Below are 14,729 nucleotides of genomic sequence, written 5' to 3'. Positions count from 1 at the left end.
GAAGTGGGAACCGTATTGTCCGGTGAACGACGGGTGGGGGCCTACCGAGTGCCAGTACCACGACTGGATATGGCAGTTGGGACTGTCGGTGCGGATCACTAGAGTGGTTCCGTTGTGGTTGCGGTCGTGATCGCCGCAAGAGCGCGAACCGTCAGGGGACGTGCGCGGATCCGGCCACAGCACGGGGAGAACGGGGAGGAAAGCGGAGTGCTTTTTGCAGACGGGGGCGGAGGCGCGGCGGATCTGCGCCGCGGTGTGATGGCGTTGTCGACGTTCAAGAAGCGGGTGGACGACCTGCTTTCCACCTTCGAGGAATCGCCGGGCGGACCGTCGAAGGTCCGGGCCCACAGCCTGCCGGAGACCGCCTTCGGCAGCGGCGCCTTCCCGGAGGGCAAGATGCTCCACCTGGAGTACGAGCGCGTCCACGAGCGCATCACCGCCCTCTCCAAGTCGCTGGGACTCCAACTGGAGGCCATGCGGATCGCCGTACACGGCGTGGACGTCACCTTCGACAACCTCGAAGAGGAACAGCGTCGGCGGTTCCACGACATCCGGCTCGAGGTCAACCAGGCGCGGGAAGAGATGCTCAACCAGCACAACAAGCGGGACAACCGCGCCGACCAGACCGATGCGGGGTACCGATGAGTGGCGAGGAGAACAAGCCGGACCTGCACCAGGAGGAGCGGCAGGAGGCGCTGGCACAGAACGACATGCTCGACGCCGTCACGAACATGACCAGCCTCGTCGTCAGCCCATTGGGTTCGGTCCGGGGCTTCCACTTCGGTTCCACGAGCTTCGAGAACTACGGCCTCAACCAGATGATCGACATCGTCGAGTCCGCCAACCCGGAGCTCCTGGAGTCCGCCGGCACCGCCCTCGTCGACGCCCGTGACGCCATCCAGAAGGCCGCCGACGAACTCAAGGACAATCTCCTTGGCGACATCAACTGGAAGGGCGAGTCCCAGACCGCCTTCACCAAATGGGCCACCAGCCTCGTCAAGACCGCCGAAGGCATCGCCGGCTACGCCGACGTCGTCGGCACCCAGGTCATGGCCGCCGGCTCCGGCCTCGCCTCCGTCCGCAAGTCCATGCCCCCGCGCGACAACCGCACCGACCCCAAACCGGTCGAGGAGATCCCCGAGGCCAAGCAGGTCGAGAGCAACGACGAGTACACGGCAGCGGTGAAGGCAGAGGACCACCGCCAGGAAGCCATCAACCAGATGTACCGGCTGGCGTCGTTCTACACGGTGTCGGCGGGGACGATGGCGAAGGCCGAGGAACCGGTGTTCCCGAAGATGCCGGATGCGGGGGTCCCGCCGCCGTCGGGCGGTAACCGAGTAGATCCTCCTCGGGAGCGGGAGGTCCCGGGGCTCCCAGGGATCGGTGACTCGGCAGCCGTGGACCGAGAGCCGGTTGATTCCCCTGCCGGGCGGTCCCAGTCAACAGGGGGTCCAGCACCCGTCGCCAAGGAAACCGTCGATCCCGTTGTACGTCCAGACCAGCGAGTCGGCACGGAGATCAACAGCGTCGGTGTGTTGCCGCCGCAGGAAGCCATGAAACCGGCCACGGCCACACCGCTGGCAACAGCTGGTCCCGTTGGTCAGCAGGGATCGATTCCTCCCGTCGCCACCAGAGCGGTCCCACCAGCCTTTCACGGGACCGCCGGGCGCACCACGGGACCCAGCGGCGTGCCCGCGGCCAAGAGTCCCCCTCCGGCGCAGGGCCGAGCCGGAGGCGCGGCAGGCAATGGCCCGGCAGCTCGTACGGGACCTGGTCCCGTGGGCCAGAACCCACGTGCCGCCATGCCGGGGCCGGTGGGAAGCCGTGGGAATGGCCCGCTGGGGCAAGTGGGGCGTACCGCCATGCCGGGGCAGGCAGGGAGCCACGGAACTGGTCCCGTGGGACGTGGCGTCGTCGGTGGGGTACCGAAGCCCGCAGGACCGGTGCCCGGACAGGTTGGCGGTGTCCCCCGCGGCCCTGTGAGCGCCATGGGAGCCTCACCGGCCAGCCGCAGCGGCCCCGGGCGCAGTAGCGATGGTGTTGTCGGCGGACGGCCTGTCATGGGTGCTGCGCCTGGCGGAAAAGGCTCCAAGCTGCCGCGCGGCACGGTCATCGGTGGTGAAGGCGCATCTGGCCCGCGCGTGACCGGACAAAGGCCCGGTCAACACGGGGTGATCGGAACACCTCCTACGACGTCGAACACAGGACGGGCGTCCCGTCGTTCCGCCGGCAGCTCTGACGGTGTCGTCGGAATGCCCAATGGAAGGGTTTCCGGCACAAGGAACAGCGGACGCACCTCTGAGGGCTCCGGGGCTCAACGTGGTGCCACAGGTAACCGCGGCTCCGGTGCAGATCGTTCACGTCGTGATGAGCGACGCGGCGACACCTCGGCGACCGACTGACCGGACTGAAGAAGGACGACAGAGGCATGGTGTCAAGGTTCAGCCGACGGGTTAGGCAGAGCGCGCCCTCCTGGAGGCGTCACAGAAGATGGGGTGCTGGCGTCTGCTCAGTACTTGGGGCTGTGGTCATCCTCTCGGCAGGTCTGACGTCCGGTGCGGCAGCTGCAGACGTCCAGTCGCAGCAGTGGTACCTGTCGGCGATGAAAGCCGATGAGATGTGGAAAGTGAGCACCGGAAAGGGAGTCAAGGTTGCGGTCATCGACTCTGGTGTCAACCCTGAAACTCCTTCCCTGAAAGGGCAGGTACTCGCGAACGAAGTGCCACAAGCTGTCGCTTATGGGGCCACTGATGATTACGATGGTCATGGCACAACCATGGCGGAACTGATTGCCGGTACCGGTGCGGGCGGAGGCATAAAGGGGCTTGCTCCCGGAGTCAGAATCGTACCTTACCGGATTGTTTTCACCGATGTTCTGAAGAACAAGGCGGAGATAAGCAAGACTCCGAGCCCGGCCGAGGCGATCAGAGCCGCTGCTGACAGCGATGCCAAAATCATCAGTATGTCGTTTGGTGGCGGTGGCGACTCCAAAACAGAGGCTGCCGTAAAGTATGCTCAATCCAAGGGTAAGCTGATGTTCGCCTCCGTGGGAAATGACGCGAAAAAGAAGAACCTCATTGGTTACCCGGCCGCCTATCCCTATGTAGTCGGTGTTGCCGCATCGGATGAGTCCGGGAAAGTCGCGAAGTTCTCGGAGTACGGAAACTACGTCGACTTGGCAGCTCCTGGGCTGGACATGCCTGGCTGGTGCGATGCGGCCTTCCGCTCGTATTGCGATCAAGGGGGAACGAGTGCCGCCACCGCTCTCACCTCCGCCTCTGCCGCCCTTATCTGGTCCGCCCACCCCGACTGGACCGCCAATCAGGTCCTCGCCAGCCTCATCGACACCGCAGGCCGCAGTTGGGCCAAGGACGACCCGAGCGTTTACCTCGGCTACGGCCTGATCCGTCCGCGCAGGGTCCTGATGAACGAGGACCTCAAGCCCGGCCCGCCTGACACCGACCCGCTCGCCAGGGAGAACGCCATAGGCCTCCTGGACGATTCGGGCAACCCGGTGGCCGTCTCCGCCTCACCGTCGCCCGAGCCCTCGAAGGAACCGGAAACGTCGGATGGCGGTGACCAGACATCAACAGCCGCCTCTGACAAGGGGATTTCCGACAACACCACCCTCTGGGTGACCCTCGGAGCCGCAGCGGCGGTCCTGGTGATCGGGGGCGGCGCCTTCGCCGTGATCCGCTCACGACGAGGCGCATAGGAAAGGCGCACACACCAGCCGGCCCCGGCGCAATCGACCACCCACCACCACGCGGTGCCGCACCGCACCGCACCACCGCTCTCACGAAAGGGACTGCCGACATGGCTGAAGGCCGCAAGCTTTACGAGGCCCAAGTAGAGAAGCTCCAGACGAACGTCGTCGACCGATACGACTCGATCAGGCAGTCTCTCACCCGACTCCAGGCAACGATCGACATGATCGAGAAGCACTGGACCGGCCAGGGCGCCATCGCCTTCGACAAGAAGCAGACGGAGATCAACAGCCACATGGCCTCGATCGGCCGTATGCTCGACGACTTCCTCGAGGGCATCCAGCTGAACAAGGCCGACAAGCGCAAGCTCGAGGACCAGATCGAGGCCGACGTCGCCAAGATCTCGGTGGACGACCTCGGTGGAAAGACCTCGGCACTCAGCCAGTACTGACGCGAGTCCTCGAAGAGGATCTGCCGGCTCCCGAAGAAACGAGGAAGACATGTCCGCACCCCACTACAGCGAACTCGCCGTCACCTACGGCACCATGGACGCGCTCGCCACCGAACTCGGCGACCAGGCCAAGAAGCTCGAGGAGGACCTCGAGGCCCTCAAGAAGGCCGTGCTGGACGCGGCCGCGGGCTGGGGAGGCGAGGCCTACGAGGAATTCACCAAGAAGACCAAGGAGTGGGACCGCCACGCCTCCGGCATCCACCAGGCACTGGTCAGCATCGGCCAGCGCGTCGGCACCGCTGGCGGTGACTACCGCGGCGGCGACCTGAGGGGCGCCAGCTACTTCATGTAGCAGGCCGGCACCAAGAAAGCGAACAGGGTGGACACGCGCGGGAGGTGTCCACCCTGTCCTCTATCCACAATCCCGTCTTCTCAGCTTTCCGTAAGCGTGACGTCAGGGCAGGAATACAGGTCGGCCGCAGAGGCGACGAAGGCGTCGAACGTGTTCCCGCGGACCTTCGAGACCCGATCCTGCTTGTCCGAAAGGGCGCCGGCGTACTCGCGGTTCCAGTGAGCGGCGAAGTACACGTCGCCTTCGGCGCAGTGCAGAACGGCTTGGCCGACGGCGGCGATGCCGTGACCGTCGGGCAGTTCGCGGAAACCGTAAGTGTCCTGAAGGGCCGCGTCGACCATGTCCCGGTCCGAGGTCGCGGCGAAGGAGACGGCGGCCCCGGCACTGCCGTCCAGGATCAGATCGCACGCCCACACCTCCTTCGCGCCCTTGCTGATCTGCTCCTGATCGGGTTCGGCGACACCGGTGATCACGGCGTCGTCGGGCAAGGAGAAGCCTGGCAGTCCGCACACCTTCCCGACGTCCGTTGTGCGCACGCCGTCAGGCGCGGCGAGTTCCGGTGACTCCTCCAGCGCCGGGGTGGCGCATCCGGCGTCCGCGGCGACTTTCCGCGCCACGCGGGCCAGAAGGTGGGCCAGCCCTTCCGGGTCGGCCCGGCCCTTCGTCACGGTGGCTTCGACGGCGGACACGCTGTCGTCGTCGGGCGAGACGATGAGGGCTCCCTGTACGTCGCCCACCTTGCTCCAGCACGACTTCGGCAGGACGACATACCCCCCGGTGGGGGTCACGGCCCCGTTCGTCTCGCCCTTGAAGTAGGAACGTGCGCCGGGATTCTTCCACACATGGGTGGTGTAGGGGAAGGGCCCGTGCTCGTTCGCGGTCTTCAAGGTGACTTGCTGGTCCGTGTCCCCGAGGAAGCGACTGGTGCGCTCGATCACACACGTGAATTCCGGCTTGCCGGGGAGCTTTGCACGCGCCCTTCCGAGACCCGGCCCGAGGAATTTAGGGCACCCTGTGCGTCCGCGGACTCCACCCGCTGGTCGCAGAATGATGCCGACCCCAGCACATTCGTGTTCTGCCACATGTGCACCGAGACAAGAGCACTGACGGCAACCAGCGTTCCCACAGTGATGAGCAGTGACTTCTTCCTGTGTGGACTGGGGGACATGTGTGTATCGATTCCTTGTCTCGGGCGTGGGCTCAGTGGGACCGCAGAGCTTCGTACGCGGTCTGCCGTCCGGAAATATAGCTCTGCTGGGCCTCACCAGCGGCGTCCTCAGCGATCTCTGGGGCCAGGCTTCGTTCCTCGCCCCACCTGTCGAAGTAGCGGTCGATGCTGTCTTGCGCTACGTCGTTGCTCCGGTTCAACTCCTCCTTGGCCAAGGAACCCTCTTCTGCTTGTACTCCCGCCAGCCAGTTATTGAGAGAGATGTCCACCAGGCGTTGGGACATGTCTCCTACTATCGGAATGTTGGTGATCATGCCGCCACCGATGTGGTAGCCGTAGAACCGTGTATCGGTCGCATCGGAAATCTTGTCGTCGTGTACGTCCATCTTTACGTCACCGCCGACGGCGTTAAGGGCACCGGTGACTTCGCCATACTTGCGGGCCTCGTTCAGGGCGGCGGTAGCGTTCGGGAAATCCTTGTCCATCAGTTGCTCGGACATATAACCCTGTTGCGCATGATAAATGCGCTCGAAGTTCTGGATGTCGTCTGCTTCCGATACGCCACGCATCATGCGTATCAAGCTGCTGCGGCTGTTCTGAACCTGGGAGTCGTCGCCATTCTCGTAGACGTCCGCCTTGCCGGCGCGGCCGCCCGGAGCGTCGCCGTTGATGGTCTCCACAACATCCGGTGAGTAGTCGGCAAGTGCCTGAGAGAGGGGCGCGCGCAAGGCGGCGTACTCGTCACCGGCCAGCAGCTCGTCGGCCTTCCCGGTGCGCGGGGCTCCTTCTTGTCCTCACCGAACGTGCCGTCAGCGTGTCCGTAGTCCAGGAGGTTGACCGTGTCGTGCATGACACGGGCTTGCGCGGCCGTGTGGCGACCGAACTCGGTTCCATCGGCTCCCGCCACGTTGCCCGTGGCACCTGCGGCCAGCGCGAGCCCCAGTCCTGCTCGTACATCCTGGTCGAAAGTGTCCTCACCCGTCACCTGGACCTTGCCCTGCCAGCGAGTGGTGTCGACATGGTTCCAATCCCGCTCCGTGAGCAGGTACGTGAGGTTGTCGTTCTTTCCGTCGGGGCCTGGGTCGAGATAACTGGTGGCCGTACCCGGGTCCTTGGCCATGATGCCCAGCACACCGTCGAGCGGATCATTGGCGAACCAGCCGTCGTCCTTTCCGCTGAAGCGGCCACTGAGGTCCCATACATCCGGGTCCCCGCCCTGTTTCTTGTCTTCGACGGCTCGAATGTCGGTGGCCAGGTCCTTGAGGAACTGCCCGGAGTATCCGTCGCCCGCTTGCATCAGAGTGACCAGGCTCTGGTAGCCACGCACTTGCTGACCGTGTCCGACACCGACCGAAATCTTCTGGGTGGCGACGTCGAGGTCGAACTTCTGGACACCGACCCTCTGCATGTCGGTGCGGAACTTCTTGTAGAAAGCGGAGTCAGAGTTCTTCGTCGCTGTCGTCAGGGAGTTGGCTAAGCCCTCCTGAAGACCCGCAAACGTTCCCCGGTCCTTGCCGCCGTGGCTGAGCGTGCTGAGCCGGTTGGTGAGCTCAATGGTCCCCGAAGCACCCAGACCGCTGAGGAGAGTTTGTGTGAACTCTTTGCTCTTGGCGTTGTCTCGGAACGCGCGGTCCAATTCGGCGAGTTGCGCGGCGGTGACCTTCTCGCCTCCCGCGATCCTCGTGGCGATGTCCTCGGCGTTCTCGGCCTCGTACTTCTCGATGTCGCCCTTCCCTGGCCGTTGAAACCGTTGAACGTGCCGTCCTGGGGGTCGGTGTCGAAGACGACGGCGTTGAAGGCGATCTCGACGCCCTTGTCGGCGTCGGTGACATCCTTGACGAGTTGGTCGATGCGGTCCTGCCAGGAGCGGACGCTCTTGCGGACGCTTTCCTGGAAATCGGGGTCGTGGCGGTAGGCGGTACGTGTGCTCTCGCTGAGCCGTTGGGTGTCGTAGGAGACGACGCCCTGGTCGGACACCTTCATGTCGGCGTCGATGGCATCTTGGCGGGCGGTCCTGAGCTTGCCGCGGAGGTCGACGAACTGGGTGTGGGCGTCGCGCAGGAGGGAGGCAATGGCCTTTGCCTCGGTCTGGGCGTTTTGGTATTCCGTCAGCGTGGTGTCGAAGCGGCGGTTGGCGGCGTCCGCGCTCAGCCCCAGCCAGGTCTGGCCCATGGATATGCCGTGCACGTCCCGCTTGTAGGCCTTCTCCTGCTTGTTGAACTCCTTGGCCATGTCATCCCAGCCGTCGGCTGCTGTGGTGAGCGTGGCCAGGTCGGTCGTCATGATCTCGTGATACGTCGGCATGGTCTCCGTGGTGCGCGTCGGCGTGAACGGTCGGTGGCGGGAGCGGGCGGCTCAGTAGGCGTCCAGGTTGGACGACTGGCGTACGCCCTGTCCGACGCCGAAGTCGGTGTTCTGAAAAAGGATGTTGGTGCTGCGCAGGGCTTCCTTTTCAGAACTCAGACGGGACATCAGGTTCTGCACCTGCTCGTCCCAGGTCTTGTGCGCCTTCTTCAGCGCTCCTGAGGTGACCCACCCGTGGCCGTCCTTCGCGGCGAAGGCCTTGACCGCGGCGTTGGTCTCCTCGTTCGCCCAGTCGCCAGCCTTGCGGGTGTCGGGCTCGATGTTCTCCTCGATGGCCTTGGCCGCGGCCTTCTTCCGAGCGGGGCTGGACGCCAGGTCCTTCCGGCCGCCGCTCACAGGCCCCTGCGGGCCTCCCGGGTCCGCCGGGTGCTGATTCAGCCGCATACCGACCGGCTGCCCGGTCCCACCGACGCTGCCGTACTGCTCCGTGACAGGCTCCGTCATGCCTTCCTGCCCCCGTCCACTCGATTGGCGTGCGCCCGACAGGCTAACAACCAGGCCGACTTGCGTTGTTCAAGGGACGGGGCAGACCGAATCCCGACCGTGCGACACAGGATTGACGCCTTCGCGCACAGAGCAGGGACGGTCGGAGGCCAAGTCCTGGCTTCTGACCGCCCCTCCCTCTTCGGATCAGCCGTGTGCTGTCATCCGTACGAACGCCGCCCACTGGTCGGCGCCGACAGTCAGGACCGCATCGCCAGGCCGCTTGGAGTCACGGACCAGCACGGCCGTACCAGCGTCCGCGACCTCGACGCGGACGGCCGCGGCCGGCTGCGGCGCAACCAGGAGGCCGACCTCGCGGCGCTGCGGACGATCCTGGCCCGGGACAGCGACGAGGACCGGGTCATCGACGCCTTCCGCACCTGGCTGCTCGCCGCGGGCTGGACGCCGGTCGAACCCACCGACCGCTGGACCGACGTCGAAGCCGTGCGCGGCGCCGAGCGGCTGATCTGCGAGGCCAAGGGCCGCACCAGCGAGAAGGGCATCGACGCCGACATCGCCTACGGGCAGCTGTTGCGCCGGATGACGAGCCAGGACTCCCGGATACGGTACGCACTCATCGTGCCGTCCTCGTCCGTGAAAGCCGTCGAACGCGTTCCGGTCCAGGTCCGTGCGCTGCTGCGCATCGACGTGTACGAGGTGACGGACGAAAACGGGGTGCGTCCGCTGCCGGCCTAGACGGCCCTGGTACGGGGCGCGCGAGCGCGGGCGGCGGGCAGCCGCCCCGACACCGTCCGGCGCCCTCGCCCGACGTCCCTACAGAGCACTGCCGTGGGGGCGTCGAACCTGGTGAACGGGCTGCTGCCACGGGATCTTCGGGGGCATGACGAATTCCCCCGGTGGCAGCGAAAGGCCGCTTCCGCCCTCCTCTTCGCCGAGCGGAGGGTCTTCACCCTCCGCTTCTCCGCCACCCCACGCGGTGCCCGGCTCGCCCGACGCCTCGCCTCCCAGCGGATGGATACCTGGGGTGGTCTTACGGCAGCCCGGCCCACGACTCCGTCGAGCTGGTCGTCGCGGAGCTGGCCAGGAACGCCGTCACCCACGGCCGGGTCCCCGGCCGGGACGCCGAGCTGCGGCTGACGGTCGAACCCTGCGGCAGGCTCGTACGGGTCGAGGTGAGCGACGCGCGTGGGGAACGACGGCCGGTGAGGGCGCGGGGCGAACGGCCCGACATGGACGGTGGGCGTGGGCTGACTCTCGTCGAGGCGCTGGCCGGGGAATGGGGTGTCACCGAACGGTTGGGGCCCGGGCAAGACCGTGTGGGCCGTCATTCCCTGCACCGCTCCACACCTCTCCGGCCCGAGTGCCGCTCAAGGTTGACAGCCGAGCTTTCTCTTGTAGGCGTCGAAGTATGAAGGGACGAGCTTCTCCAGCAGGGCTTGTGACTTTTCGGTCCAGTTCATGTCGTTCACTTCCACGGACACCACATCCCCTTCCTCGCTGACTCCGGGACATGAAATGACTGTGGCCACCCCAGATTCCCAAGAAGCGTATTTTCCGCCCTCGAGATAGCGTATGCCTTTTTTCTTTCGGTCTTGGAAAAGATCACGCAATGAGTATCCCTTTCCGCGCCAACTGGCATCGCTGATCACGGATTCGTTTCCGTCCACGTACATGTGGCAGAACTGGCCCTCCGTAAGGCTGAAGTATCCGGTGTCTTGTTTCAGTTCTTCGCCGTCGTCGAGCAGAGATTCAAGAACTTCCTTTTCTGCTGGGATTCCGCAAATGTTGTCCGGGGCGGGATAGGAGAGTCCCTCCTTCGACGAGTTGCAGGCGGTAAGTGCCAGTGAAAGGAGAACGGTAGTAAGCAGTGCTTTCCTTGGCAAGAGTGGCACCAGCCTTCTATGTCTATTCTCGGATGTCAGGGAGTGGTCAAATGGGCGGAGGATTGAAGTTCAAGGGTGTCTCACGTTCCATCTCCCGAGGAATTCCACTGAGCGCCATCGGAATGGCTCACTCCTGCTTGAGTGCGAACCGCTCGATTGATTGCATTCCTAGTTTCTTCATTGACTCCTTCGTGGTAAGTAAAGTAACTGGTGACAGCTTTCTCGGATGCTTCCATTGCTCCCTCCCTCCCCCTCGAATACTCCTCACCCGCGCTGAGTTCGGCCTCACTCGTGGTGTCCTTCTCGACGCTCTTCACGACGCTTTCGGTTACGTCCTCCGCCAGCCAGTTGACCGGTTCCGCCACGACGGAGAAGGGAGCGGGAATGGCTCCCGTGCCGAGGCCCAGGATCCGGTTGACCCACTTGGCGTTGTCTGCTGCCGCCTCGTTGTATTCCGCGTTCGAGGCCGTGTGGTAGTCGTAGATCGCGTCCGCCCGCGAGTTGCTCATGATTCCCGCAATGGCAGCCCCCGGCGCTACCAGATCCCCGACGCGCCCGCCGTCCTCCGAAGTGAGGTCCTTGCCCTCCGCCTTCAAGAACTCCTGCACCACGTTCGCGGTGTAAGCCTGCTGGGCGGAGGTGATGGCGCTGTACGCGTCGGGGTCCTGCCCCACCAGGCCCAGGAACCTCTGCGCGTCCCCGTACCCGAGCTCGGCAGCCGTGCCGTTGACCGGGAAGGTTTTGCTGTCGGAATCCTCCAGGTACATCGACCGCTGGAAATCGCCGATGTAATCCGCCGCGATGTTGCCCAGGCTGTCGCGCAGGGCGTAGAGAGGGCCGGTCTCCTCGTCCTCCAGGTCGCCGTTCATGTTGTGCGTCAGCAGGTCCGGGTTCTTGGCGAACTTCTCCACGATGTCGTGGACCAGCTCCGCCTGTGCCGTGCTGTGCTTGACCGACGGGTCGATCGTGTCACTGTCGTACGGGTGCCCTGTCGCGGCGGCCTCGAGGGCGTGGCCCAGAGCGTTCGGGCCGAAGGCGAGAGCCGTGCTCGTCGCCTCCTCATCCGCCAGGACGTTGGTGGTGTTCCTGTCGATCGTCCACTCGAAGTCCTTGTCCGTGAAGAGATCGAGGTAGGACTTGAAGTCCGTCTTGCCCCCGGACTTGATCGTGCCGTCCTCGTTGTACGCCGTGGGCTTCTCCGTGAAGAACCGCTCGGCTGCCTCGGGACTGTGCCCCAGCGCCTCCAGGACGCTGTTCAACGGGTCGTTACCGCTGCCGAGTTTCCCGGAGGGGTTGAACCCGTAGCGGTCGTCGCTGCCGGCGGGCTTGTTGGACAGGAAGCGGTGAGGATCCTCCTGGTGGAGTTGGGTGACGTGCTCCGCGATGGGAGTCAGGAACGCCGGATCGTAGTTCCCGTAGCGGAGCAGACCGCCCAGGACCTGGTATCCGTAGGGCTTGTTCCACATGCCGCGTTCCCACTCGATCTGCTGAGTGCCCAGCTTGCGGAACTCCGCGCCCCACGACGAGGGCAGGTGCTGCCGGTCCCCTCGACCGCTCTGCGGGGTGTAGGGGTCGGTCGCGTTGGCCAGGGCGTGACCCATGTACTTCTGCAGGTCCTGTACGCCGGCCAGGCGGGTCTTCGAGGCGTCCTCACCGGTGCCGTCGATCGACAGGGCGGCGTAGAACTCGAGCGTCTGCCTCGGTCCGCCCAGGCCCTCGAAGAACTCGGTCGCGAACTCTCCGTCCTTCTCACGTCCGTTGTGGCGCAGCAGCCGGTTCAGTTCCGCCAGTTCCCGGTCGGTCATGTCCTCGCGCTTCTTGGCGAGTTCCAGAGCGCGTTCGACCTGTGCGTCGTTGAGGGACTCGTACTTCGCGTGACCGGCGTTGTACGGGTCGTTCCCGTGCGCCCGCTTGAGGGCCAGCTTGGTGGAGAGGTCGATGTCGTTGGCACGGGCGACTTTCCGCGTGAGGGAGTCGGCGTAGCGCTGCCGCTCCTCCTCCGTGGCGTCCTTGCCGTCCTTGCTGTCCTTCGGGTCGGCGCCCGACCTGGGCCGAACCCCCACACTCACCGTTCCGTCACCGTTGTCCTGAACGGTGTAGCCCTTTTCCGGCTCTCCTGCTGTATGAGTGGGTCACTCCGTGGCGGGTTGGCGGCCGGGGAGGGCGGGCTTGTCGCCGGCGAGGGTGAGCATCACGAGCGCGATGATCGCGTCCGCGCTGTGGAAGCCGAAGCCGCGGCGGATGATGAGGCGGGTCTTGGTGTTCGTGGACTCGATCAGCCCGTTGCTCATGCCGGTGGTCAAGGCGGCGCGGATGGCGTCGTCATGGCGGCGGATGCGGCGTTGGAGGTCGACGAAGGCGTCGATGCGGCAGCGACGGGCCCAGCCGATCCACCGGTCCAGGGCCTGCAACGCGGCGGTGGGACGGGTCTTGGCCAGCAAGAACACGGCCCGCAGAGCTTCCTTGAGGCGCCAGGCGCGGTGCAGGCGGGGGTCGGTGGCCGCGATCCAGGCGAGCTTCGCGGCCTGGCGGTCGGTGAGGTCGGCTTCGTTCTTCCACAGGGCGAACCGGGAGTCCTTCAGCGCCCGGGCACGCTCGCGGCCGTCGGTGTCGGCGGCCTGGTGGCGGGCCCGGTTCCAGGAGGCCCGGCGCTCGACGTCCAGGGCGTCGGTGGCCCAGGCCACCACATGAAAGGGGTCCATCACACGCAGGGCGGCCGGGGCCCGTTCGGCCAGTGTCTCGGCGATCCAGAGCGCGCCGTCGGCGCTGATGTGGGTGAGGCGGGCGGCCCGCGTCTCGCCGAGGTTGTCGAAGAAACGGGCGAGGACGGTCTTGCCGTGCCCGTCGGCCATCCAGACGACCCGGCCGGTGTCGTGGTCCACGACCACGGTCATGTACTTCTGCCCCTTGCGGTAGCTGATCTCGTCGATCCCGATCCGGACCAGCCCCGTGAGTCGGTCGACGGTCCGGTCGCGGTCGGCGACCACGCGCGCCACGATGCCGCCGACCGTGCGCCAGGAGGTCCGCATCAGCTGCGCGGTCGCGGACTTGGAGCACTCGGCGGCCAGCCACGCGGTCTGCTGGTCGAAGGCACGGGTGTGTCCGGCGTCGTGGCGGGCCCAGGGCACCGCACCGGTCACGATCCCGTGGGTCCGGCAGGCCACCCGGGGTGCGGCGGCCTCCAGGAACACGCGCATCGCCCCGTGGTCGAGGTCCCGCCACCGGCGCCGGCCCCGTCCCGCGTCATAGCCCGGGGCCCGCCGGCGGCACACCCCGCACCGCCCCCGCCGCCGCGCGTCGGGCCGTACCGACACGATCACGCACCGCTCGCTCTCATCGATCCGGACACCTTCGATCACCGTGTGGTCGACCGTCAGCGTCCGCTTCCATATCCTGAAGACAGACACGCCGTTTTCCTGCTTGATCCAACTTGAGCCTCAACACCTCAAGGGTCACAGGGGACGGCGTGTTTCACGTATCAGAGCAGGTCAGGACACCCACTCATACGGCAGGAGAGCCCCTTTCCCCGGCCTCGCCGGTGAGCGTCCTGACGCTCTTCTGCAGCGCTTCGAGTTCGTGGTGAGCGTCGTCGAGGACCTGGAAGATGCTGTCGGCCTCCGTGTGGAGATCGGCTAACTCCTTGGCGGTCTTGTCCACGAACTCCCGTGTGACACCGGCGTTCACGCCTTCCCAGCGTGCGCGGTCGGACTTCTTCTTGAGGCCGTCACGGGCATCGGTCTCGAGCTGTTCCAGGTGGGCGACCACCTTCTTCCAGTCCGACACCGAGGTGCCCAACTTGCCGAACTCCACCTGCATGAGGTCCTCGTAGGTGATGGGCATGCCTGAGCTTCCCCCGTGCTACTCGAAGTATTTGTCGAGTTCCGAAACGGGCATCCCGGAGCCGTCTCTCCGCATGATCACGGCGGCGATCCCGGCGTCGTCGTTGGCGTGCAGCTTCTTGCTGAAGTCCAGGTGGTTCGAGATGTGGGCACAAGCCTGACGGACCGCCTTCACCTGGCTCTCCCAGACGGTCAGCGTCGTCATGAGTTCGTCGCCCATGGCGAAGCCGGCCCGGGACAACGCGGACGCCGCCTGGTGGGTGGAACCGGCGTGGTCGGAGTTCATGCCGGCGCTGGCGATGTCCACCTTCTTCACGAGGTCACCGTGCAGGACGAAAGCGTCGTGCCCCACGGCGCCGAGGTCGTCCTGCCGTACGACCAGGTCCGGCTTGCCGCCGGGGCCCGGTCCTTGAGCGGGCACCTGGTTCAGCTGCGTCCGCGTCGACTGCCGGTCGGCAGCCTGAGCCTTCAACTGTTCCCACTCGTCCCATGACATGGGTTCCGCTCCCTCGTCGCAGTCA

Annotated in this window: 18 protein-coding genes; 7 read left to right on the top strand and 11 right to left on the bottom strand. The window is 65.5% G+C overall.

All coding sequences use genetic code 11. From position 1 onward, the window contains the following. The first annotated feature begins 207 nt into the window (after positions 1-207). The 5 genes from WJ438_RS11940 (at position 208) to WJ438_RS11920 (ending at position 4,510) form a co-directional block, all read left to right on the top strand. On the top strand, positions 208-645 hold the full coding sequence (locus tag WJ438_RS11940; protein WP_406725221.1) for a hypothetical protein: 438 nt from the start codon (positions 208-210) through the stop codon (positions 643-645). After that, positions 642-2,402, top strand: a complete 1,761-nt coding sequence (locus WJ438_RS11935) for a hypothetical protein (protein WP_406725220.1) — start codon at positions 642-644, stop codon at positions 2,400-2,402. The genes WJ438_RS11940 and WJ438_RS11935 overlap by 4 nt, the downstream gene beginning before the upstream one ends. A 122-nt stretch (positions 2,403-2,524) precedes the next feature. Then, complete coding sequence (locus WJ438_RS11930; RefSeq protein WP_406725219.1) at positions 2,525-3,715, top strand: S8 family serine peptidase; 1,191 nt, start codon at positions 2,525-2,527, stop codon at positions 3,713-3,715. A gap of 101 nt (positions 3,716-3,816) precedes the next feature. Next, positions 3,817-4,158 (top strand): WXG100 family type VII secretion target, encoded by a 342-nt coding sequence (locus WJ438_RS11925; RefSeq protein WP_406725218.1) that lies wholly within the window; start codon positions 3,817-3,819, stop codon positions 4,156-4,158. A 49-nt stretch (positions 4,159-4,207) separates the two neighbouring features. Next, complete coding sequence (locus tag WJ438_RS11920; RefSeq protein WP_406725217.1) at positions 4,208-4,510, top strand: WXG100 family type VII secretion target; 303 nt, start codon at positions 4,208-4,210, stop codon at positions 4,508-4,510. Positions 4,511-4,590: 80 nt separating this feature from the next. On the opposite strand, the gene WJ438_RS11915 is transcribed toward WJ438_RS11920, so the two are convergent. The 6 genes from WJ438_RS11915 to WJ438_RS11890 form a co-directional block, all read right to left on the bottom strand. Beyond that, positions 4,591-5,397, bottom strand: coding sequence for a hypothetical protein (locus WJ438_RS11915; protein ID WP_406725216.1), 807 nt, complete (start codon positions 5,395-5,397; stop codon positions 4,591-4,593). A gap of 313 nt (positions 5,398-5,710) precedes the next feature. Next, positions 5,711-6,250: a hypothetical protein gene (locus WJ438_RS11910; protein ID WP_406725215.1), complete on the bottom strand. Its 540-nt coding sequence runs from the start codon at positions 6,248-6,250 to the stop codon at positions 5,711-5,713. 5 nt (positions 6,251-6,255) lie between these two features. Continuing rightward, positions 6,256-6,975: a DUF6571 family protein gene (locus WJ438_RS11905; RefSeq protein ID WP_406729658.1), complete on the bottom strand. Its 720-nt coding sequence runs from the start codon at positions 6,973-6,975 to the stop codon at positions 6,256-6,258. A 176-nt stretch (positions 6,976-7,151) separates the two neighbouring features. After that, positions 7,152-7,982 carry a hypothetical protein gene (locus tag WJ438_RS11900; protein WP_406725214.1) on the bottom strand — a complete coding sequence of 277 codons (831 nt, stop codon included), beginning with the start codon at positions 7,980-7,982 and terminating at the stop codon, positions 7,152-7,154. A gap of 51 nt (positions 7,983-8,033) precedes the next feature. Beyond that, entirely contained in the window at positions 8,034-8,486 is a 453-nt protein-coding gene (locus WJ438_RS11895; protein WP_406725213.1) for a hypothetical protein, read from the bottom strand. A 186-nt stretch (positions 8,487-8,672) separates the two neighbouring features. After that, a complete protein-coding gene (locus WJ438_RS11890) occupies positions 8,673-8,768 on the bottom strand; it encodes a DUF397 domain-containing protein (RefSeq protein ID WP_406725212.1) in 96 nt (31 codons plus the stop codon). 201 nt (positions 8,769-8,969) lie between these two features. Between WJ438_RS11890 and WJ438_RS11885 the strand changes: the two genes are divergently transcribed. Continuing rightward, the gene (locus WJ438_RS11885; protein WP_406725211.1) at positions 8,970-9,221 is read left to right on the top strand and encodes a hypothetical protein; all 252 of its coding nucleotides are present in this window, start codon (positions 8,970-8,972) and stop codon (positions 9,219-9,221) included. Between the two features lie 161 nt (positions 9,222-9,382). Beyond that, the gene (locus WJ438_RS11880) at positions 9,383-9,898 is read left to right on the top strand and encodes an ATP-binding protein (protein WP_406725210.1); all 516 of its coding nucleotides are present in this window, start codon (positions 9,383-9,385) and stop codon (positions 9,896-9,898) included. Here WJ438_RS11880 and WJ438_RS11875 read toward each other — a convergent pair. The 5 genes from WJ438_RS11875 to WJ438_RS11855 all read right to left on the bottom strand — a co-directional run bounded on the left by WJ438_RS11875 (position 9,854) and on the right by WJ438_RS11855 (position 14,704). Then, on the bottom strand, positions 9,854-10,378 hold the full coding sequence (locus WJ438_RS11875) for a hypothetical protein (protein WP_406725209.1): 525 nt from the start codon (positions 10,376-10,378) through the stop codon (positions 9,854-9,856). The two genes, WJ438_RS11880 and WJ438_RS11875, sit on opposite strands and share 45 nt — an antisense overlap. A gap of 71 nt (positions 10,379-10,449) precedes the next feature. Then, entirely contained in the window at positions 10,450-12,438 is a 1,989-nt protein-coding gene (locus WJ438_RS11870; protein WP_406725208.1) for a hypothetical protein, read from the bottom strand. Between the two features lie 63 nt (positions 12,439-12,501). Then, positions 12,502-13,776: an ISL3 family transposase gene (locus tag WJ438_RS11865; RefSeq protein WP_406723578.1), complete on the bottom strand. Its 1,275-nt coding sequence runs from the start codon at positions 13,774-13,776 to the stop codon at positions 12,502-12,504. Between the two features lie 94 nt (positions 13,777-13,870). Beyond that, positions 13,871-14,209, bottom strand: a complete 339-nt coding sequence (locus WJ438_RS11860; RefSeq protein WP_406725207.1) for a hypothetical protein — start codon at positions 14,207-14,209, stop codon at positions 13,871-13,873. Positions 14,210-14,227: 18 nt separating this feature from the next. Then, complete coding sequence (locus WJ438_RS11855) at positions 14,228-14,704, bottom strand: hypothetical protein (RefSeq protein WP_406725206.1); 477 nt, start codon at positions 14,702-14,704, stop codon at positions 14,228-14,230. Positions 14,705-14,729: the final 25 nt, after the last annotated feature.

The sequence above is a fragment of the Streptomyces sp. GD-15H genome, assembly GCF_045291515.1.
GTDB lineage: Bacteria > Actinomycetota > Actinomycetes > Streptomycetales > Streptomycetaceae > Streptomyces.
The sequence above is the reverse complement of the archived record's forward strand: the minus strand, read 5'-3'. Positions and strand labels throughout refer to the sequence as shown.